Here is a 20,143-nt window from a genome sequence, read left to right on the forward strand (position 1 = left end):
GCATGACGGACACTGGAACGCGATGAGACCTCACGCGCTGGTCGTCGCCGGGCCGGCCCTGCTGGCCGCCCTGGTGCATGCCGGGCCGGGGGCGACCTGGCTGCCCCCGGTCCGCCGCCTGCTGCCGTCCCTCGCGGGCGAGGGCGATCCCGGGCATGTGGCGCTGACCTTCGACGACGGACCCGACCCGCGGTCGACCCCGCTGTTCCTCGACGAACTGGACCGGCTCGGGTGCCGGGCGACCTTCTTCCTCCTCGGCGAGATGCTCGACCGCCACCCCGAGGTCGGGCGGAGCATCGCGCGGGCCGGTCACGAGGTGGCCGTGCACGGCTGGCGGCACGACAACGCCCTGGTCACCCGGCCGGGCAGGGTCGCGGCGGAGATGGGCAGGGCCGCGCGCCTCGTGGCCGCCGTCACCGGCGCTCGCCCCGCCTGGTACCGCCCGCCGTACGGCGTGCTGAGCGCCGAGGCGCTGCTCGCGGCCCGGTGGCACGGCCTGCGGCCGGTGCTGTGGACGGCCTGGGGCGAGGACTGGACGGAACGGGCCACGCCCGGATCGGTGCTGAGCACCCTGGAGCCCGGCCTGCGCGGCGGGGCGACGCTGCTGCTGCACGACTGCGACCACACCTCCGCCCCGGGTTCCTGGCGCTCGGCGCTGGGCGCGCTCGCCGGCGTGGTCGGCCGCTGCCGCGCCGCAGGGCTGCGTGTCGGACCGCTCGGCGCCCACGGCGTGGGTGTACCCGGTGGCGCGCGGGCCCACCGACTCCCGGTCCCGGCAAGCTTTTACCTGCCACCGGAAGCATAAAAAGCGGGAAAAAGGGTGGCTCGCTTTCCGCGTGCTTCTCGACCGCGTTTTTGCCGTTTTTTCCGGACGTCGCCCGGCGGCGTACGCCGCTTTTCCCGGGGGGTTGCCCGCGTAAAAGCGCCCGCCAGATCTGTCGGGTTTTGTGGTGAATTGCGGTGGAGATTCTTCAGGCATGTCCGCAGCGGACGTACGCGACGCCGCGCGCCGGGAGAACTTCCCGGTGGCCTCCCGCCTGCTTCCGCGCGCGTACCGCCGCGACCTGATGGCGGTGTACGGCTTCGCCCGCTACGTGGACGACGTCGGCGACGAGGCCGCCCCCGCCGAGCGGCCCGCCCTGCTGGACGCGGTGGAGGCCGACCTGGGCCGCCTGTACGCCGGGGGGAGCCCGCGGCTGCCCGCTGTACGCGCGCTGACGCCGCTGGTCACCGGGCGGGGCGTGCCGCGGACGCCCTTCCTCCACCTCGTCGAGGCCAACCGGCGCGACCAGGTGGTGCGGCGCTACGACACCTTCGCGCAACTGCTGGCCTACTGCGAGCTGTCCGCCAACCCGGTCGGCCGGATCGTCCTGCACGTCTTCGGCGTGGCCACCCCGGAGCGCGCGCGGCTGTCCGACCGCATCTGCTCGGCCCTGCAGGTGATCGAGCACTGCCAGGACGTGGGCGAGGACCACGCCCGCGGCCGCGTCTACCTCCCCGCGGAGGACCTGCGCAGGTTCGGCTGCCGCGAGGCCGACCTGGACGCCCCGCGCACCTCCCCGCGGCTGCGCCGGGCCGTCGCGCTGCAGGCCCGCCGCGCCGCCACCCTGCTGGACGAGGGCATGCCGCTGCTGGAGACGCTGAGCGGGTTCGCGCGCACCGCGGTCGCCGGATATGTCGCGGGCGGACGGGCTGCTCTCGCGGCGCTGGAGCGCGGCCGGCACGACGTCCTCGGCGGGGCGGTCCGCGCGCGCCGCCGCGCGGTGCTGAACGAGTGGGTGCGCGTGCTGAAGGAGGTGAACGGTGACGGTTCCCGGCGCGATTCCTGATCCCGTTCCCGATCGCCCGCCCGGCCCCGCTCCGCGTCGCGTGGGCGACGACCAGCCCGGTCCCGCGCTGCGCCCCGTCACGCCCACATCCGTGCCGGCGCCCGTGTCCGTACCTGTGCCTGTGCCTGTGCCTGTGCCTGTGCCTGTGCCTGTGCCGATCGCCTACCGGTACTGCGAGCGCGTCGTCCGCACCCGGGCGCGCAACTTCGCCTACGGCATCCGCCTGCTCGCCCCGCCCAAGCGCCGCGCGCTCAGCGCGCTCTACGCCTTCGCCCGGCGGATCGACGACATCGGCGACGCCGCCGGGCCGGTGGACGCGCGCCTGTCGGCGCTGGAGGAGGCCAGGGCGGGGCTGCGGGCGCCGCGGCCGGACCCGGCCGACCCCGTGCTGGTGGCCCTGCGCGACACCGCCGCGCGCTTCCCCGTCCCGCTGGACGCGTTCGAGGAGCTGATCGACGGATGCGCCGCCGACGTCGCGGGCGCGCGCTACCAGTCGTACGAGGACCTGGTCGGCTACTGCCGGGAGGTCGCCGGGTCGATCGGGCGGCTGTCCCTCGGCGTGTTCGGCCTCGCCGAGAGGGCGGGAGGCGGTGACGGAGCCCTGCGGCGGGCGGCGCGGCTCGCGGACTGCCTGGGGGTGGCGCTCCAGCTCACCAACGTACTCAGGGACCTGCGCGAGGACCGGTGCGCGGGCCGGGTGTACCTGCCCGCCGACGACCTGCGCAGGTTCGGCTGCACGCTCGACCTGGACGCGTCGGGGGCGTTCACCGACCCGCCCGAGCGGCTGGCGCGGCTCGTCCGGTACGAGGCCGGGCGGGCGCTCGGCTGGTACGCCGAGGGAATGCGCCTGATCCCGCTGCTCGACCGGCGCAGCGCGGCCTGCACCGCGGCGATGGCGGGCATCTACCGGCGCCTGCTCGCCCGCATCGCCGCCGACCCGGGCCGGGCGCTCGCCGGGCGCGTGTCGCTCACGCCGTGGGCGAAGGCGATGGTCGCGGCGCGGGCGATCGCGGGAGCGGGCCGATGAACGGGATGGGGCAGGTCCCGCCGGTGGCGGTGGTGGGCGGCGGCCTCGCCGGCATCGCCGCGGCCCTCGCGCTCGCGGAGGCCGGGTGGCCGGTGACCCTGTACGAGGCGAGGCCCCGGCTCGGCGGGGCCACCCACTCCTTCGCCAGGGGCGGCCTGACGGCCGACAACGGGCAGCACGTCTTCCTGCGCTGCTGCACGGCGTACCGCGGGCTGCTGGACCGGCTCGGCGGCACCGGGCGGGTGCGCCTGCAGGAGCGCTTCGACGTGCGCGTGCTGACTCCGCGGGACGGCCGGGGACGGCTGCGCCGGGCGGCGCTGCCCGGGCCGTTCCACCTGCTGCCCGCGCTCGCGGGCTACCGCCTGCTGTCCCCCGCCGACCGGCTGCGCGCGGTGCGCGGCGCGCTCGCGCTGCGCGGGCTCGACCCGGCGGAGCCCGCCCTCGACCGGGCCGCGCTCGGCGGCTGGCTGGCCGAGAACGGCCAGCGGGAGACCGTACGGCAGGCGCTGTGGGACCTGTTCGCGGTGGCCGCGCTCAACATCCCGTCCGACGAGGCGGCGCTGGGCCCGGCGGCGATGGTCTTCAGGACGGCCCTGCTCGGCCGCGCCGACGCCGCCGACATCGGCGTGCCGTCCGTCCCGCTCGGCGACCTGCACGGCGGCGCCGCGCTGTCGGCGATCACCCGGCTGGGCGGCGAGGTGCGGCTGGGGGCGAAGGTCGCCAGAGTGCTGCCGTGTCTGCCGGGTCTGAGCGGACCTTCGATCCTCGTGGGCGGCGCGCGGGTCGGCGCGTCGGCCGTCGTCGTCGCCACCCCGCACGGCCAGGCCGCGCGGCTCGTGCCGGCGGAGGCCGCGCCGGACCGGGACGCCTGGGCGGGCCTCGGGGCGAGCCCGATCGTCAACGTGCACGTCGTCTACGACCGGCCCGTCACCCGCCTGCCGTTCGCCGCCGTCGTCGGCTCGCCGGTGCAGTGGATCTTCGACAGGACCGACTCGGGCGGGCTCACCCGGGGCCAGTACCTGACGGTCTCGGTGTCGGCGGCGCGGCACTGGATCGACGTGCCCACGTCCGTGATGCGGGAGGTGTTCCTGCCCGAGCTGGAGCGGCTGCTCCCCGCCGCGCGGGCGGCACGGGTCGTGGACCTGTTCATCACCAGGGAGCGGCGGGCGACCTTCCGGCAGGTCCCGGGGAGCGGGGGGCTGCGCCCAGGCGCGGCCACCCGGTGGCCCGGGCTGTTCCTCGCCGGCGCGTGGACCGACACGGGCTGGCCCGACACGATGGAGGGAGCCGTGCGCAGCGGACTCCAGGCGGCCCGCCTCGTCAGGCGGCATCTCGAACGGGAGCAGGCGCGGTGACCGGCGTCACCACCGGCGTCACCAGTGGGGTCGCCACCGGCGCCGCCCGCGCCGCGACCGCCCTGAAGGCGGCCCGCGACCACCTGCTCGGCCTGCAGTCGCCCGAGGGATGGTGGAAGGGCGAGCTGCAGACCAACGTGACCATGGACGCCGAAGATCTCCTGCTGCGCGAGTTCCTGGGCGTGCGAACCGCGGAGGAGACCGCCGAGGCCGCCCGGTGGATTCGATCCCAGCAGCGCCCGGACGGCACGTGGGCCAACTTCCACGAAGGACCCGCCGACCTGTCCACCACGGTCGAGGCGTACACGGCGCTGCGCCTCGCGGGCGACCCGCCCTCGGCTCCGCACATGCGCGCCGCGGCGGCGTACGTGCGCGGGGCCGGCGGCGTCGAGTCCACCCGGGTGTTCACCCGCATCTGGCTCGCCCTGTTCGGCCGGTGGCGCTGGGAGGACCTGCCCGTCATCCCCCCGGAGATCATGTTCCTGCCGCCGTGGTGCCCGCTGAACGTGTACGACTGGGCCTGCTGGGCGCGGCAGACCATCGTCCCGCTCACGATCGTGACCGCGCACCGGCCGGTCCGGCCGCTGCCGTTCGGCCTGCCGGAGCTGCGGGGTGACATCACCGGTGGAAGGCTCGCGCGGCGGGCCCCGCGCACCGGCTGGGACGCGGCGTTCGCGGCCCTCGACCGCGCCCTGCACCGGTACGAACGGCGCCCGGTCGCCGGGCTCCGCCGCGCCGCGCTGAGGCGGGCCGCCGAGTGGGTCGTGGCCCGGCAGGAGGCCGACGGCTCGTGGGGCGGCATCCAGCCTCCCTGGGTCTACTCGCTGATCGCGTTGCGCCTGAGCGGGTACGGCATCGACCACCCCGTCATGCGCGCCGGCCTGGCCGGGCTGGACAGGTTCACCATCAGGGAGAACGGCACGCGCAGGCTGGAGGCCTGCCAGTCGCCGGTCTGGGACACCGCGCTCGCGATGACCGCCCTCCTGGACGCCGGCCTGCCCGATGACCATCCCGCGCTGGCCCGGGCGGGCGAGTGGCTGCTGCGCGAGGAGATCCGGGGGCCGGGCGACTGGATGGTGCGTCGTCCCCGTCTCGCGCCGGGCGGCTGGGCGTTCGAGTTCGACAACGACGGCTACCCGGACGTCGACGACACGGCCGAGGTGATCCTCGCGCTGCGCCGGTGGGGCCGGCCCGACGCGAGGCCGGCCGTCGAGCGGGGGCTGCGCTGGATGGCCGGGATGGCCTCCCGCGACGGCGGGTTCGCCGCCTTCGACGCCGACAACACCCGCGAGCTGTGCCTGCGGCTGCCGTTCTGCGACTTCGGCGCGGTCATCGACCCGCCGTCGGCCGACGTGACCGCGCACGTGGTCGAAGCGCTCGCCGCCGAGGGCATGGCCCGCTCCCCCGTCGTACGGCGGGCCGTGATGTGGCTGCTGCGGGCGCAGGAGCCCGACGGCTCGTGGTTCGGCAGGTGGGGGGCCAACCACGTGTACGGCACCGGGGCGGTGCTGCCCGCCCTCGCGGCGGCCGGAGTGCGGCCCGGCGCACCCTGTGTGCGACGGGCGGTGGCGTGGCTGGAGGCCCACCAGCACCCCTGCGGCGGCTGGGGCGAGGACATGCGGTCCTACCGCGACCCCGCCTGGATCGGGCGGGGCGAGCCGACCGCCTCGCAGACGGCGTGGGCCCTCATCGGCCTGCTCGCCGCCGGTGAGCGAGGCCCGTCCGTGGAGAGGGCGGCGGCCTGGCTGGCCGACAGCCAGCGCCCGGACGGCACCTGGGACGAGCCCTACTACACCGGGACGGGCTTCCCCGGCGACTTCTTCATCAACTACCACCTCTATCGCCTCGTCTTCCCGGTCAGCGCGCTCGGCCGCTACCTGCAAGCCCGGGAGGGGACGTCATGACCGATCTGATCGTGTGCACCGCGCTGGGGATGGAGGCCCGGGCCGTCGCCCGCGGCCTGCGGCCCCGGTCAGGTCTCGGGGGCGGCCATCCGCGCGTCCGGGTCGTCCGGATCGGGATGGGGCCCGACCGGGCGGCGCGCGCGGCGGCCCTGCTCCCGCCCGCCGCCGCCCTCGCCGTCACCGGCTTCGGCGGGGCGCTCCACGACGGGCTGCGCCCCGGGGACGTGCTCGTCGCCACCGAGGTCCGCTCCGGCGGCCGGGTCTGGCCGTGCCCGTCCGCCCCGCTGCTCGCCGGTGAACTGGCCCGCGCCGGACTGCCCGCCCGCATCGGCCCGCTCGTCACCTCGCCGGGCGTGGTGACGGGCCGCGGCCGCCACGCGCTGGCCCGCGAGGGCGCGTACGCCGTCGACATGGAGAGCGCTCCGCTGGCCGCCGCCGCGGGGACCCGGCCGTTCGCGGCCGTGCGGGTCATCGTGGACACCCCCGACGCCCCCCTGCTGAGCCTCGCCACGATGGGCGGGGCGGTCGCCGCGCGGCGCACGCTCGCCAGGATCGGCCCGGTCCTGGCGCGGTGGGCTGCGGCCGCCGGCCCGCGCCGGGTCCTGCTGGCCTCACCCCGCTCGTTCTGCGCCGGGGTCGAACGGGCCATCGAGATCGTGGAGCGCGCGCTGGACCGGTTCGGCGCGCCGGTGTACGTGCGCAAGCAGATCGTGCACAACATCCACGTCGTACGCGGCCTGGAGCGGCGCGGCGCGGTGTTCGTCGACGACCTGGCCGAGGTGCCGGAGGGCGCGGTCACCGTCTTCTCCGCGCACGGGGTCGCGCCCGCCGTGCGGGAGGAGGCGGGGCGGCGCGGGCTGCGCGTCGTCGACGCGACGTGCCCGCTGGTCGCGAAGGTCCACGCGGAGGCCCGCAGGTTCGCCGCCCGGGGCGACCTCGTCGTGCTGATCGGCCACGCCGGGCACGAGGAGGTCGAGGGCGTGCTCGGGGAGGTGCCCGGCGCGGGCGTGCTGGTCGAGGACGAGGCTGGTGTCGAGGGCCTCCGGCCGGGGCGGAAGGTCGCCTATCTGACCCAGACGACGCTGGCGGCCGACGAGGCCGGGCGGGTCGCGGCGGCGATACGGCGGCGCTTCCCCGACGCCGAGGGCCCGCGCGGCGACGACATCTGCTACGCGACGACCAACCGGCAGCACGCGGTGCGGGCCGTCTCCGCGGAGGCCGACCTGGTCCTGGTCGTCGGCTCCGCGAACTCCTCCAACGCCCTGCGCCTCACCGAGGTCGCCGCCCGCTCCGGTCACGACGGCGCCCCGCTCGCCCGCCTGGTCGACGGCCCCGGCGACATCGCGCTCGACTGGCTGCGCGGAGCGCGCACGGTCGGGCTGACCGCCGGGGCGTCCACCCCCGGCTCCATGGTGGACGCCGTCGTGGCCGCCCTCGGCGGGCTCGGCCCGCTGGAGGTGGAGGAACGGCGGCTGACCGAGGAGAACGTCGAGTTCACGTTACCGAAGGAGGTGCGGCCCTGATGCCGATGCCCGTACGCCAGAGCCTGCGCGTCGGCGCGTACATCCTGGCCCAGCGGCTGCGCCGGCGGGAGAGGTTCCCGCTGCTGGTCGAGCTTGAGCCGTTGTTCGCGTGCAACCTGAAATGCGCGGGCTGCGGGAAGATCCAGCATCCGGCCGGCGTGCTGAAGCAGCGCATGCCGGTCGAGCAGGCGGTGGCCGCCGTCGAGGAGTGCGGCGCCCCGATGGTGTCGATCGCCGGCGGGGAACCGCTCATGCACCCCCAGATCGGGGAGATGGTCGAGGAGCTGGTGGCACGCAGGAAGTACGTCTTCCTGTGCACCAACGCGCTGCTGATCCCGCGCAAGATCGACAAGTTCACGCCCTCGCCGTACTTCGCCTGGGCGGTCCACATCGACGGCCTGCGCGAGCGGCACGACGCGTCGGTGTGCAAGGAGGGCGTGTTCGACGAGGCGGTCGCGGCGGTGCGCGAATGCCGGCGGCGCGGCTTCCGCGTCACCACCAACACCACGTTCTTCGCCGGGGACAGCCCGCGCACCGTGATCGAGGTGCTCGACTTCCTCAACGACGACCTGTGCGTCGACCAGATGATGATCTCGCCGGGGTACGCGTACGAGAAGGCACCCGACCAGGACTGCTTCCTCGGGGTGCGGCAGACGCGGGAGCTGTTCCGCGCCGCGTTCGCGGGCGGCAACCGCAGGCGCTGGCGGTTCAACCACTCGCCGCTGTTCCTCGACTTCCTGGAGGGGAAGACCGACTTTCCCTGCACGGCCTGGGCGATCCCGTCCTACTCGGTGTTCGGCTGGCAGCGGCCCTGCTACCTGATGGCCGACGGGTACGCCAGGACCTACCGGGAGCTGGTCGAGGAGACCGACTGGAGCTCCTACGGCCGGGGGCGGGACCCGCGCTGCGCCAACTGCATGGCGCACTGCGGCTACGAGCCGACGGCGGTCTTCGCCACCCTCGGCTCGCTGCGCGAGTCCCTGCGCGCCCTGCGCGGCACCTGATCGGTTATCGGTCAGCCCGCAGGGACGACGGTCCACTGCTGGTCGAGGCTGCCGCCGTCGCCTGGACCCGGTCAGGGACGGCCGAAGCGGCGGGCCAGGGCGCGGAACGCGCCCGGCGCGGCCCCGTGCAGGCGGGCGGGCAGCCGCAGCCAGGCCGGCACGTACACCTCGGCGCGGTCGCGCTCCACGGCGACCGCGATGGCCCGGGCCACCCGCTCGGGCGGGACGGGCACCGGCCTGCGGCGCGTGTACGGCCTGCCGCGCCGGGCGAAGAACGGCGTGTCGACGACCCCGGGCACCACGGCCGTCACACCGACCCCATTTCCCTTGACGGCGTGCAGCTCGTACCGCAGGCTCTCGGCGAAGGCCAGCAGGCCCGCCTTGGTCGCGGCGTACACCGCCTCCTCCCGCACGCCCACCACCCCGGCGATCGAGGCCACGTAGACCAGGTGGCCCCGGCCACGCTCCAGCATTCCGGGCAGCAGCAGCCGGGTGAGCTGCACGTGCGCCGTCAGGTTCACCGCGATCATGCGTTCGGCTGTGCCGCCGGACATCCGTGCGAGCGGCCCGCTCCAGCCCTCGCCCGCGCACGCCACCAGGATGTCCACCTGCCCGGCGCGTACGGCGAGGTCGGAGGCCCGGTCGACGGTGCCGTCGGACAGGTCCGCGGGCAGGACCTCGCCACCGGTCCGGGCGGCGACGCCGGCGAGCGCCTCCTGGTCGCGGCCGGACAGCACCAGCCGCGCACCGCGCGCCGACAGCTCCAGCGCCGTGGCGGCGCCGATGCCCGACGACGCGCCCGTGACGAGCACCCGTGCCCCCGCCAGCCGCATCCGCCCCACCCCCTCGCCCCAGGGTGTACCCGCGGAGCAGGCGCGTCCGCGGTCCGCCGGCGGCGCGAGTCCTGCGCACCGGCGTCGCGGCCGTACGGCGCCGACCGCGAGATGCGGCTTATCCGCTTATCCGCTTATCCGCTCGCAACCGCGCAGGGCGCCATGTGCCCCTGGGGCGATGAGCGATGTTCGCTCGTGGATTCGCGCGCCGACGGCGTTTTTCGGGAACCGGTGGACCGCCGACGGTATGACTGGGTAGCCTCCCGAGTATGACCAAGAAGATTACGATCTCTTTGCCGGACGAACTCGCCGACGAGGCGCAGGCGTCCGGCAACGCCTCGGCCTACATCGCCGCGGCGCTGCGGGAGCGGCGGCGCATCCTGGGCGACCTGGCCATCATGGCCGATTTATGGGGGCCGGGCTGGCAGGACGGGATCACCGATGACGACAGCGCCCGCGCGGCGCGCCTGATGACGGGCGACGCCAAGGCGGACGCCGCGTGACCGACCCCGTCCCACCGGCCGGTGTCCTGTCCGGCCACGTGCTGGACCTCGACGCCGTCGTCCACCTGATCGAGGGCAAGAGCATGTACGGCCGGGCCGTCGTGCGGCAGTCCTCGGCCCACGGCGTCACCCTCCTCGTCCCCGCGCTCGCCGTCCAGGTGCTGTCGCTGGGCCCCATCCAGCCCCGGCTCGAACGCTTCCTGCGCATGTCGATGGTGGTCACCGGCGCGCTCTCCCCCGACGACGCCGTCGAAGGCGGGCCGTTCGCGCAGGCGATCATGGCGAGCCTGCGCCGCCACCGGCCGTCCACGGCCGACGCGCTCCTGCCCGACGTCCTGGTGGCCGCCCACGCGGCCGTCCACGCCACCCGCCGCAACTGGCGGATCATCACCGCGACCCCCTACCTGTACGAGGGCCTCGACGTCCGCCTGGAGATCCTCCCTTAGATGAGCCCTCGCTCCATGGCCACGACGACGGCCGCGGCCCTGCTGTCGACACCGAGCTTGGCGAAGACGTGCTTGAGATGCGTCTTCACCGTCGTCTCGCTGATCAGCAGGGCCCTGGCGATCTCCTTGTTCGCCGAGCCCCGCGCCACCAGGCGCAGCACCTCCAGCTCGCGCGGGCTCGGCTCCTGGGCCGCGGGCCTGCTCATCAGTGCGGACGCGACCGACGGCGCCAGGACCGCTCCGCCGGCGGCGGCCGTACGGACCGCTCTGTGCAGCTCCTCGCGTGGCGCGTCCTTCAGCAGGTAGCCCGCCACCCCGGCGGCCATGGCCCGCGCCACGTCCGCATCCGTGTCGTAGGTGGTGAGCACGACCACCTTGATCTCCGGGTGGTCCTCCCGGAGCCGCCGGATCGCCCCGACACCGTCCAGGCCGGGCATGCGAAGGTCCATCAGCACCACGTGGGGCCGCGCCCTCCTGGCCATGGCCAGCGCCTCGAACCCGTCGGACGCCTCCGCCACCACCTCGATGTCCGCCACATGGTCGAACATGCCGCGCAGTCCGTCGCGGACCACCGGGTGGTCATCGACGATCATCAACTTGAGGGGATCCGCAGGCACAGCGCCGTCCCCTCTCCCGGAGCGGACTCCACGGTCAGCGTTCCCCCGACGCCGCCGGCCCGCTCCCGCATGGCCGCCAGCCCGTAACCCGCGCCGCGCACGGCAGGATCGAAACCCACCCCGTCGTCGAACACGTCGAGCGTCACCTCATCGTCCATGTAGGTCAGCGTGATCGCGACCCTGCCCGCCCGGGCATGCCTGGCCGCGTTCGACAGTCCTTCCTGCGCCGCCCGCAACAGCGTCGTTCCCACCTCACCGGGCAGCGGCCGGGGCGTCCCCTCCACCGACACGGTCGCCGCCACCTCCGACGTCCGCGACCACCGTGCGGCCACCTCCGCGAGCGCCGCCTCGAGACCCGCGCCGGCGAGAGGGCCCGGGCGCAGCGCGTCGACCGAGCGCCGCGCCTCCCGCAGGTTGTCGCGCGCCAGCTCCTTGGCCAGCGCGATCCTCTTCTGTACGGCGTGCACGTCGGGCATCGCCTGCTCGGCCGCCTCCAGCTGGGTGATGATCCCGCTCAACCCCTGCGCGAGGGTGTCGTGGATCTCCCTGGCGAGCCTGGCCCGCTCCTCCAGCACCCCGATTGTCCGGTTCTGTGCGCTCTGCCGGGACACGTAGTCCACGAACAATCCGATCGCCACGACGAGGCCGGAACTCCCGACGAGCCGCCACAGGGCGTTGGGATCGTCCAGGTAGCCTCTGGCGGCGAACGTGCTGAGGACCGTCGCCACCGCCCCCGCGTAGGACCAGGGGCGCGGCAGCAGCAGATACGGCTGGGGCATCAGCCCGAAGACGACCACGTCGAAGGACCGGTCCCGCGACACGAGCGCGATGTAGAGCGCGCAGACGACCGACAGGTGGAACGCCATCGGATTCAGCCGCCCGAGCAGGCGCGGCCGCCGTGCGACGAAGAAGCCGTGCCAGCCGGCCATGAGCGCGACGATCCCCAGCGTCAGCGGGCCGGGGACCCCGCCCTCGCCCCTGCCCTCCCCGTACGAGAGGATCAGCCCGAGCGCCAGGCAGGCGTAATACAACATGTGGAAGGCGCGCAACCAGCGCGCCTCCCAGACGTTCACGTCCTCACTCCCATCGGAACAGTGCGGCGCCGGCGGCCGTGGCCGCCACGATTATCCCGGCCAGGATCAGCAGGGGAAAGACCGCGACGGTGCCGGACCAGGCGTCCCCCAGGGCCTCCACAGCCGGGGTCAGAGGCAGGAAGTCGCCGATCTGACGCAGCGAGCCGGGCAGGGCCTTCCTGGGCACGGCCGCGCCCGACAGGAAGATCATGGGGAACATGACCAGCATGCCGATCAGGCTCGCGCCTCTGGTGTTGCGCACGACCGCGGCGATCACGAAGCCCAGCGCGCAGACCATCACCGAGCAGAGCAGGAAGGCGGCGGCCAGCATGAGGACGTCGCCCGGGGCCCGCGCACCGAACACCGCGATCGTCACGACCACCAGCAGCACGGAGCCCGCCAGGCCCGCGGCGACCTGTGCCACCAGCTGGGCGCCGAGCAACAGAACCGGAGAGATCGGCGTGGTGGCCAGCCGCTTGAGCACCTTGCGCTCGCGGTATGAGGCCAACAGGCCCGGCAGCGCGCCCATCCCGCCGATCGCGGCGATCATCGCGAGGTAGCCGGGGACCGCGCCGCTGTCGCCGCGTTTGAGCACCAGCAGCATGAGAGGGAAGGCCACCATGAAGAACAGCGAGGCGGGGTCGCGCGACAGTAGTCTGAGCTCGGCGGCGGTCAGAGCCGTGAACGCCTTCATCGGTCCGCTCCCTCCAGGGCGAGGTAGGCCTCTTCCAGCGAGGCGGTTCCGGTCCGGGCGATGAGCTCGCCCGTGGTGCCCGTCGCCTCCACACGGCCGCGGGCGAAGACGGCGACCCTGTCACAGAGCGCCTCTATCTCGTCGAAGTAGTGGCTGACCAGCACCACGGTGGTGCCCGCCGCCTTCAGGTCGCCGATCAGCCGCCAGGTCTCGCGGCGCGCGATCGGGTCCAGGCCCGTGGTCAGCTCGTCCAGCACGACCACCTCGGGGTTGCCGACCAGGGCGAGCGCGAGCATCAGCCGCTGCCTCTGCCCGCCCGACAGGTCGCCGAACGCCTTACTCGCCAGCGGCCGCAGGCCCCAGCGCTCCATCACCCGCCGCCAGTCGGCCGCGTCCCGGTAGAAGGAGCCGAACATGCGCAGCGCCTCGGCCACCTTGATCCGCTCGGGCAGGGAGCTGTCCTGCAGCTGCACGCCGAGGCGGTGGGCCAGGGCTCGCCGCCTGCGCGCGGGATCCACGCCGAGCACGCGGACCGTGCCCGCGTCGGCTCGCCTGAGCCCGATCAGGCACTCGACGGTCGTGGTCTTGCCTGCGCCGTTGTGGCCGATGATCCCGAACGTCTCACCGGCCCGGACCGTGAACGTCACCCCGTCCACGGCGCGGGTGTCCCCGTACGACTTGCGGAGGTCTGTCACCTCGATCGCTTCCATGCCTCAAGGTTCGCGGCGGCGCCGATCACGCGGCATCACCCGACACGTCGCCCGGCGTCCCCCTTTCGGAGGATGGCGGTGCGCGTCGCCGCAGGTCAGGGGTACTGCCGGGCAGGCCGGGGTACCAGCAGGGCATGGCCGCCCTTCCGGCGTACACGCCGATGATGGCCCAGCTCGGGCGGCTGCCCGAGCCCGGGGGCGACTACGCGCACGAGATGAAGTGGGACGGGGTCCGCGCCCTCGGGTACGTCGAGGACGGCGCGCTGCGGCTGATCTCCCGGAACGGCAGGGACATCACCTCGGCCTACCCCGAACTCTCCGGCCTGGCCGGCGCCACCGGCGGGCACGCGGTGGTGCTCGACGGGGAGATCGTCGCCTTCGACCAGCAGGGCAGGCCGTCGTTCGAGGCGCTGCAGCCGCGTATGCACCAGCGCAACCCGCTCAGGATCAGGCGGCTCCTGGTCACCACGCCCGTGACGTACCTGCTGTTCGACGTGCTGCACGTCGACGCCGCCTCCGCGGTCGCGATGCCCTACACGGAGCGGCGGCGCCGCCTGGAGGACCTCGTCCACGCCGGCCGCCACTGGGCCATCCCGCCCTACTACGCCGACGGCGGCGAGCACGCGCTGGCCGACTCCCGGCGGCTGGGGCTGGAGGGCGTCGTGGCCAAGCGGCTCGCCTCCCCGTACCGCCCCGGCCGCCGCTCGCCCGACTGGGTGAAGGTCAAGAACGTCCGTACGCAGGAGGTCGTCGTCGGCGGCTGGCGGGCCGGGGAGGGCCGCCGGGCGAACACCGTCGGCGCGCTGCTCGTGGGCGTCAACGACGACAGCGGGCGCCTCCGGTACGCCGGCAGCGTCGGCACCGGCTTCACGGACGAGGCGCTGCGGCGGCTCGGCGAGCGCCTGGCGCCGCTGCGGCGGGACACGTCCCCGTTCGACGGCATCACCCGCGAGGAGGCCAGGGGCGGCCGGTGGGTGGACCCGGTCCTCGTCGGCGAGGTGCAGTTCGCCGAGTGGACGGGCGAGGGGCGGCTGCGCCACCCCTCCTGGCGGGGCCTGCGCGACGACAAGGACCCCGGCGAGGTCGTCCGTGAGGTCGTCCGCGGGGAAGGATGAACGCGCCGGGTCACGCGGTGCCGCGACGCCGCGACGCCAGGACGCCGAGCAGCACCGCGCCCGCGAGGAACGCGATGTTGTGCGCGTACTTGGCGACCGGTGCCACCTCGCCAAGCGGGACCGCGAAGAACCCGACCGCCGCGCGCGCGGTCAGGGCTCCGGCGGCGAGCGCGGCGGCATGGCGGACGCTCCACTCCGGCGAGCGGGCGAGGCGGGCGGCGGCCGCGGCGCACAGCGCGATCACCGCGAGCCCGGCCGCGACCCCGGCCCAGGTCGACGGCAGGAAGTTGAAGACCAGGCCCGCCACGAGGCCGGCCGCCGCCACGACGATCGGCCGCGGCGGGGCGCCCTCCCCCGGGAGCGCGGGCCGGCGCCGTCCTCGCGCGGCGGAGATCAGCGCGACGAGCACGAGCAGCGCGACGACCGCCAGCGATCCCGTGATCTGCGCGGCCGAGGCGTGGTCGGGCTCGGTCCGCAGGTGCTCGCGCAGGACGAACGCCGCCGCCGCGAGGTACAGCACCGCGGCCGTGACCAGGCCGGGCGTCCGCAGCCAGGGCGTACGCGACAGCCGGGGGCTCAGCCCCTCCGTCAGCGCGATAGGCACGCCGAAACTCCAGATCGCGTGGCCCGCGACGAAGGACAGCGTGGTGTAGGCCGCCAGTCCCAGTGGCGCAACGTACGTCGGACGGACCATCTCCTCCCAGTACGGGATGTCCCGATAGCCCTCGCTGAACATGGACTGGTCGATGACGCCGGCCTGCAGCACGCCGAAGGCCGCCGTGAGGGCGAGGATGCCCGGCCAGGGCATGCCCAGGCGGCGGGCCGCCTCACGGATGAGCAGCGCGGGCGCGCCGTACAGCGGGCTGAAGATCAGCAGGCCGGCGGCGAGCACGAGCGGGTCGCCCGTGCTGTCGTCGTAACCCGTGACGTACTCGGCGCACATCGGCGCCAGCACCAGGAGCCCGGCCGCCATGGCGAGACGCCACGAGTCAGGCGTCTTCATTTCGCCTCCACGCGGCGGCGAAGACGACGGCGCCGACGACCGCGACGAGCAGGTTGGCGTAGAGCTCGTAGCCGGTCAGGAAGGACAGGCGCGGGATCACCTGACGGTTGAAGACGTTGAGTAACGCCCCCCAGAACGGCTGCACGGCCAGGTGGTCGATGGTCCCGCTGATGCCCGCGACGACCAGGAATCCCCCGGCGAGCTGGATGACGTTGCGCATGGCGCCGACGCTAGGGACCGGCGCGCTCGCCGGGGATCGGGCATCGGCATGCTTGCGCTCGGCGAAGGTCGCCGGCGTGCGGCATGCCGTACGACCGAAGTCGGACGGCGCCCGACTTCGGTATGGTCTTCGCCGCTCAGCCGTGGGCGCGACGGCCCTCAGGTCGTACGCTGCGGGGCATATGAACCCCTCCACAGCCCCTCGGCACCGGCGAAGCCGGCGTGACCGGCTCGTGGACACGGCGATTTTCGTACTCGCCGCGGCCTTCGCCTTCTCCATGTCGCTGGACCGCCTCGACAGCGCGCCGCTGCCGCCCGCGTGGCTGTTCCTCCTCGACCAGTTCGCAGGCGCGCTCGGGTGCGCCGCGTTGTGGCTGCGCCGCCGGTGGCCGGTCGGGCTCGCGGTGACGCTCGTCGCGCTGGGGGCCGTCTTCGAAATGGTCGCCGGCCCGATGCTGGCCGCGCTGTTCTCGGTCGCGGTCCATCGCCGCCCGCGCACCTCCGGCACGGTGTTCGGCCTCAGCGTCCTGTCCGCGATCGCCTTCACGTGGCTGCGTCCCGAACCGGACATGCCGCCGCTCGCGACGCTCATGCTGGGCCTGGCTCTGCAGGGCGCCGCGGCCGGCTGGGGGCTGTTCGTCCACCACCGGCGCCGCCTGGTGCTGGCGCAGCGCGACCGTGCGGCCCGGATGGAGATTGAGGCGAGGCTGCGCGCCGAGCAGGCGCAGCACCAGGTCCGCGAGGCCATCGCCCGGGAGATCCACGACGTGCTCGGCCACCGGCTGTCGCTGCTGAGCGTGCACGCGGGAGCGCTGGAGTTCAACCCCGGCGCCGACCCCGCCGACGTCGCCCGGGCGGCACGGGTGATCAGGGAGAGCGCCCACCAGGCCCTGCAGGATCTGCGCGAGGTGATCGGCGTGCTGCGCGCCCCGACCGGCGAGCCGTCCGCGCCCACGCGGCCCGGCCTGTCCACCCTGGCCGACCTGCGAGAGCTCGTCGCGGAGTCGGGCCGGGCCGGCATGCGGGTGGAGCTGTGCGACGACCTCGGCTCGCATGAGACGGTCCCGGAGCGGGTGGGCCGCACCGCCTACCGCGTCGTGCAGGAGGCACTCACCAACGCGCGCAAGCACGCGCCGGGAGCCGGGGTCCGCGTACGGGTGACGGGGGCGCCCGGCGACGGCCTGACGGTCGAGGTGGTCAACGACGCCCCCGCGGCCGTCGGACGGGATGCCGGAAGCGGAGGCGGCCACGGCCTCACCGGCCTGGCCGAGCGCGTCACGCTGGCCGGGGGACGGCTTGAGCACGGATCCGTGGACCGGGGCGGGTGGCGCGTGCGAGCATCGCTACCCTGGCCGGCGTGATCGTGCCTGACTCCGCCATCGGTGTGCTCATCGCCGATGACGACCCCCTGGTCCGGGCCGGCCTGGTGATGATGCTCGGCGGCGCCCCGGACATCCGCGTCCTCGCCCAGGCCGGGGACGGCGCCGAGGTGCTGCCCCTGGCCGGCCGGCACCGCCCCGACGTGGTGCTGATGGACATCCGGATGCCGGTGATGGACGGCCTGGCCGCCACCGAGGCGCTGCGCGCCCGCGACGGCGCGCCGGAGGTGATCGTGCTGACCACCTTCGACGCCGACGAGCACGTGCTGCGCGCCCTGCGCGCGGGGGCCGCCGGGTTCCTGCTGAAGGACACTCCGCCGGTCGAGATCGTGGACGCCATCCGCCGGGTGGCCGCCGGCCAGCCGGTCCTGTCCCCGGCAGTCACCCGGCGGCTCATCGCCCGGGTCGCCGAGTCGGGCCGGGACCGGCGCCGGGCACGGGCCGCCGAGCGCCTGGCGCGGCTCGGCGACCGGGAGCGGGAGGTCGCGGTGGCGGTCGGCCAGGGCAGGCCGAACGCCGAGATCGGCGCCCTGCTGCATCTCAGCGTCCCCACGGTCAAGACGCACGTGTCGAGCATTCTCGCCAAGCTCGGCCTCAACAACCGCGTCCAGATCGCCCTGCTCGTCCACGACGCCGGGCTGCTCGACGACCCGCTCGACACGGACGACTAGAAAACCCGCCCGATTCGCCGCTATTTCGATTAGCGAATATCGCATTATTTCGGCCCTGTTCTCCCTGGTCACGAGGGGTTTTTGAACGCTGCGGCGAACTCCTTGCGATGCGCCTGAACAAAGGCCGGGTACGCACGAATTCGTCGCGTCAGAGCGATCATGGCCATTTCTCGGCACCCTCCGCCGAGCAATTCCCATGGAAATCCATCTGATGCGGATATGTCCAGATCGCATGCTGTGTGCGCAATCTCAGGAGAATTCGTGCGCGTTCATTCCCGCAAGCTGTTCGTGGCCGCCTGCACCCTCGCCACGGCGGCCCTGACCGGTGTCCCGGCCCAGGCCGCGACCGCGCCCGCCGGGCAGGGACCGGCGACCTCCGACCCCCAGGCCCTGGGCGCGAAGACGGGCCAGGTCTGCGGGCCGCCGTTCGTCAACGGCGACCCGAACCTCGGCCCGGCGGTCCTGCCGCGCACCGGCCTGGTCGCCAGGATCCTCGACGGCTACGTACGGTACGGCGGCCTCTCCCCGGAGCGGTTCCTGGAGCGCTACTTCACCCCGACGACCAAGTCCTACCGCTTCCCCCAGGACTCCGGGTTCGCGCACGCCGGCGGGTACACCAACGGGCGCCCGCTCATCAGGACGGCGCAGCTGCCGCTCGGCTACAAGGTGGACCGCTTCGGCGGGGAGGGCGGCGCGTTCCTCGCGCCGTTCGGCACGCCGTACCCCAAGCGGTCGCTACGGCCGAACAACCTCAACAACGTGCCGGGCGACCCGCACCTGTGCAACTACCACGCCTACCGGGTGATCCGGCCGTTCCTCGTGGACGCGGGGCCGGCGGCCTCGGCATTCGAGATGCCGGGGCAGGGCGAGCAGTTCCACACGCTCGCGAAGTACATCCCCGGCGCGCCGGCGAACCCGGACGGCGAGGTGTCGATCGGGTGGCTGGCCGACAACGGCTACCTCGAACGCCTCAACTGAGCCCCCGGCCGAGCCGTCCGGGGTGACCGGGCGGGCACGCGACGCCCGCCCGGTTCCGGACCGAATGGGCCCTACGCGACGCGGTACGGCTCGGCCGCGCCGGCGCGCAGCGTCAGGCCGTGGCCCGGCGCCTCCGGCGGGCGTACGGCGCCGCCGGTGGGGTCGGCCGCGCCGTCGAACAGGTCGCCCTCGATGCGCACGTGGTCGTGGAACCACTCCATGTGGCGCAGGTTCGGGGTCGCGGCGGCGACCGGCGCGTGCAGGTTGGGCGCGCAGTGCGCCGACACCTCCAGCCCGTGCCCGGCGGCGATCGCGGCCGCGCCGGACCAGCCCGTGTAGCCGCCGCACCGGGTCGCGTCGATCTGCAGGCAGTCGACCGCGCCCGCCGCGCACATGCGGGTGAAGTAGACGAGGTCGCCGCCGTACTCCCCGGCCGCGACGTCGGCGTCGGCCCGCTCGCGCACCAGGCGCAGCCCGGCCAGGTCGTCGGAGGACACCGGCTCCTCGAACCACCGCACGTCGTGGTCGCGCATCCGGCGCTCGATCCGCACGGCCTGCTTGGCGCTGTAGCCGCCGTTGGCGTCCACGTACAGCTCGGCGGCGTCCCCGATGACGCGGCGGGCGAGCGCCACGCGGTGCAGGTCGCGGGCGGGCGCGGTGCCCGCGGACTCCCCGATCTTGATCTTGATCCTGGGAATGCCCTGCTCGTGCGTCCAGTGCGCGAGCTGCGAACTCGTGACGTCGTCGTCGTACGTGGTGAACCCGCCCGAGCCGTACACGGGCACGCGTTCCCGGGCCAGGCCGAACAGGCGGGCGAGCGGCACGCCGAGCAGCCGGGCCTTGAGGTCCCAGAGCGCGACGTCGACCGCGGAGATCGCATACCCGGCGACGCCCGTGCGGCCCGCGTTGCGCACCCGGCGGACCATCGCGGTCCACAGGCGCGGCACGTCCATCGGGTCGCCGCCGCGCACCACCGGCGCGAGCAGGTCAGAGACGACCGCCGCGGCGGCGGCCGGGGCATAGGTCCAGCCGAGCCCGGTCGCCTCGCCGGCGTCCGCCCGGACCACCACCATCGTGGTCGCGTCCCAGCTCAGCGTGCCGTCGGCCTCCGGGCGGTCGGTCGGCACGCGGTACGCCGACACGTGGAGGTCTCTGATCACGACGGCCCCCATACCCGACCGTGACACGGCGATTCTGGCAGAAGGAAAAATTTTCCATGTGGTGAGTGTTCGGCTGCCCATTCCAGGGGCAGCGCCGCAC

Annotated in this window: 21 protein-coding genes; 13 read left to right on the plus strand and 8 right to left on the minus strand. The window is 74.3% G+C overall.

All coding sequences use genetic code 11. The features are described 5' to 3' along the window. The first annotated feature begins 22 nt into the window (after positions 1-22). The 7 genes from ABZ857_RS23025 (at position 23) to hpnH (ending at position 8,642) form a co-directional block, all read left to right on the plus strand. Complete coding sequence (locus ABZ857_RS23025) at positions 23-805, plus strand: polysaccharide deacetylase family protein (RefSeq protein ID WP_357046048.1); 783 nt, start codon at positions 23-25, stop codon at positions 803-805. Positions 806-977: 172 nt separating this feature from the next. After that, a complete protein-coding gene (hpnC, locus tag ABZ857_RS23030) occupies positions 978-1,829 on the plus strand; it encodes a squalene synthase HpnC (protein ID WP_357046050.1) in 852 nt (283 codons plus the stop codon). 145 nt (positions 1,830-1,974) lie between these two features. Further along, positions 1,975-2,856: a squalene/phytoene synthase family protein gene (locus tag ABZ857_RS23035; protein WP_357046052.1), complete on the plus strand. Its 882-nt coding sequence runs from the start codon at positions 1,975-1,977 to the stop codon at positions 2,854-2,856. After that, positions 2,853-4,211 carry a hydroxysqualene dehydroxylase HpnE gene (gene hpnE, locus ABZ857_RS23040; protein ID WP_357046054.1) on the plus strand — a complete coding sequence of 453 codons (1,359 nt, stop codon included), beginning with the start codon at positions 2,853-2,855 and terminating at the stop codon, positions 4,209-4,211. Before ABZ857_RS23035 ends, hpnE begins: the two co-directional genes overlap by 4 nt. Beyond that, the gene (gene shc / locus ABZ857_RS23045) at positions 4,208-6,115 is read left to right on the plus strand and encodes a squalene--hopene cyclase (RefSeq protein ID WP_357046056.1); all 1,908 of its coding nucleotides are present in this window, start codon (positions 4,208-4,210) and stop codon (positions 6,113-6,115) included. The genes hpnE and shc overlap by 4 nt, the downstream gene beginning before the upstream one ends. Beyond that, complete coding sequence (gene ispH, locus ABZ857_RS23050) at positions 6,112-7,638, plus strand: 4-hydroxy-3-methylbut-2-enyl diphosphate reductase (protein WP_357046058.1); 1,527 nt, start codon at positions 6,112-6,114, stop codon at positions 7,636-7,638. The genes shc and ispH overlap by 4 nt, the downstream gene beginning before the upstream one ends. After that, the gene (gene hpnH, locus ABZ857_RS23055) at positions 7,638-8,642 is read left to right on the plus strand and encodes an adenosyl-hopene transferase HpnH (RefSeq protein WP_357046060.1); all 1,005 of its coding nucleotides are present in this window, start codon (positions 7,638-7,640) and stop codon (positions 8,640-8,642) included. The genes ispH and hpnH overlap by 1 nt, the downstream gene beginning before the upstream one ends. A 71-nt stretch (positions 8,643-8,713) precedes the next feature. Here hpnH and ABZ857_RS23060 read toward each other — a convergent pair whose 3' ends face one another. Continuing rightward, positions 8,714-9,475 (minus strand): SDR family NAD(P)-dependent oxidoreductase, encoded by a 762-nt coding sequence (locus tag ABZ857_RS23060; RefSeq protein ID WP_357046063.1) that lies wholly within the window; start codon positions 9,473-9,475, stop codon positions 8,714-8,716. 269 nt (positions 9,476-9,744) lie between these two features. Between ABZ857_RS23060 and ABZ857_RS23065 the strand changes: the two genes are divergently transcribed. Both ABZ857_RS23065 and ABZ857_RS23070 read left to right on the plus strand, forming a co-directional pair. Further along, positions 9,745-9,978, plus strand: a complete 234-nt coding sequence (locus ABZ857_RS23065) for a hypothetical protein (protein WP_357046065.1) — start codon at positions 9,745-9,747, stop codon at positions 9,976-9,978. Then, complete coding sequence (locus ABZ857_RS23070; protein WP_357046067.1) at positions 9,975-10,424, plus strand: hypothetical protein; 450 nt, start codon at positions 9,975-9,977, stop codon at positions 10,422-10,424. Before ABZ857_RS23065 ends, ABZ857_RS23070 begins: the two co-directional genes overlap by 4 nt. Here ABZ857_RS23070 and ABZ857_RS23075 read toward each other — a convergent pair. The 4 genes from ABZ857_RS23075 to ABZ857_RS23090 are packed head-to-tail and all read right to left on the minus strand — an operon-like array spanning position 10,421 to position 13,518. After that, positions 10,421-11,017 (minus strand): response regulator transcription factor, encoded by a 597-nt coding sequence (locus ABZ857_RS23075; RefSeq protein ID WP_357046069.1) that lies wholly within the window; start codon positions 11,015-11,017, stop codon positions 10,421-10,423. The two genes, ABZ857_RS23070 and ABZ857_RS23075, sit on opposite strands and share 4 nt — an antisense overlap. Beyond that, entirely contained in the window at positions 11,017-12,114 is a 1,098-nt protein-coding gene (locus tag ABZ857_RS23080) for a sensor histidine kinase (RefSeq protein WP_357046071.1), read from the minus strand. The genes ABZ857_RS23075 and ABZ857_RS23080 overlap by 1 nt, the downstream gene beginning before the upstream one ends. A gap of 4 nt (positions 12,115-12,118) precedes the next feature. Beyond that, the gene (locus ABZ857_RS23085; RefSeq protein WP_357046073.1) at positions 12,119-12,808 is read right to left on the minus strand and encodes an ABC transporter permease; all 690 of its coding nucleotides are present in this window, start codon (positions 12,806-12,808) and stop codon (positions 12,119-12,121) included. Next, positions 12,805-13,518: an ABC transporter ATP-binding protein gene (locus ABZ857_RS23090; RefSeq protein WP_357046075.1), complete on the minus strand. Its 714-nt coding sequence runs from the start codon at positions 13,516-13,518 to the stop codon at positions 12,805-12,807. The genes ABZ857_RS23085 and ABZ857_RS23090 overlap by 4 nt, the downstream gene beginning before the upstream one ends. Positions 13,519-13,652: 134 nt before the next feature. Between ABZ857_RS23090 and ligD the strand changes: the two genes are divergently transcribed. Next, positions 13,653-14,633, plus strand: coding sequence for a non-homologous end-joining DNA ligase (gene ligD, locus ABZ857_RS23095; RefSeq protein ID WP_357046077.1), 981 nt, complete (start codon positions 13,653-13,655; stop codon positions 14,631-14,633). Between the two features lie 10 nt (positions 14,634-14,643). On the opposite strand, the gene ABZ857_RS23100 is transcribed toward ligD, so the two are convergent. Both ABZ857_RS23100 and ABZ857_RS23105 read right to left on the minus strand, forming a co-directional pair. Next, positions 14,644-15,636, minus strand: a complete 993-nt coding sequence (locus tag ABZ857_RS23100) for a hypothetical protein (RefSeq protein ID WP_357046079.1) — start codon at positions 15,634-15,636, stop codon at positions 14,644-14,646. Then, on the minus strand, positions 15,623-15,856 hold the full coding sequence (locus ABZ857_RS23105; protein ID WP_357046081.1) for a hypothetical protein: 234 nt from the start codon (positions 15,854-15,856) through the stop codon (positions 15,623-15,625). Before ABZ857_RS23105 ends, ABZ857_RS23100 begins: the two co-directional genes overlap by 14 nt. 181 nt (positions 15,857-16,037) lie before the next feature. On the opposite strand from ABZ857_RS23105, the gene ABZ857_RS23110 reads away from it, so the two are divergent. From ABZ857_RS23110 to ABZ857_RS23120, 3 genes are all read left to right on the plus strand, one after another. Beyond that, complete coding sequence (locus ABZ857_RS23110; protein WP_357046083.1) at positions 16,038-17,216, plus strand: histidine kinase; 1,179 nt, start codon at positions 16,038-16,040, stop codon at positions 17,214-17,216. Then, the gene (locus tag ABZ857_RS23115) at positions 17,213-17,905 is read left to right on the plus strand and encodes a response regulator transcription factor (protein ID WP_357046084.1); all 693 of its coding nucleotides are present in this window, start codon (positions 17,213-17,215) and stop codon (positions 17,903-17,905) included. The genes ABZ857_RS23110 and ABZ857_RS23115 overlap by 4 nt, the downstream gene beginning before the upstream one ends. A gap of 261 nt (positions 17,906-18,166) precedes the next feature. Then, the gene (locus ABZ857_RS23120) at positions 18,167-18,883 is read left to right on the plus strand and encodes a TNT domain-containing protein (protein ID WP_357046086.1); all 717 of its coding nucleotides are present in this window, start codon (positions 18,167-18,169) and stop codon (positions 18,881-18,883) included. Between the two features lie 71 nt (positions 18,884-18,954). Here the strand turns inward: ABZ857_RS23120 and ABZ857_RS23125 are convergent, their stop codons facing one another. Beyond that, positions 18,955-20,043, minus strand: a complete 1,089-nt coding sequence (locus ABZ857_RS23125; RefSeq protein WP_357046088.1) for an enolase C-terminal domain-like protein — start codon at positions 20,041-20,043, stop codon at positions 18,955-18,957. Positions 20,044-20,143: the final 100 nt, after the last annotated feature.

Origin of the sequence: Microbispora sp. NPDC046933 (genome assembly GCF_040644635.1) — a bacterium.
In the GTDB taxonomy this organism is placed as follows: domain Bacteria; phylum Actinomycetota; class Actinomycetes; order Streptosporangiales; family Streptosporangiaceae; genus Microbispora.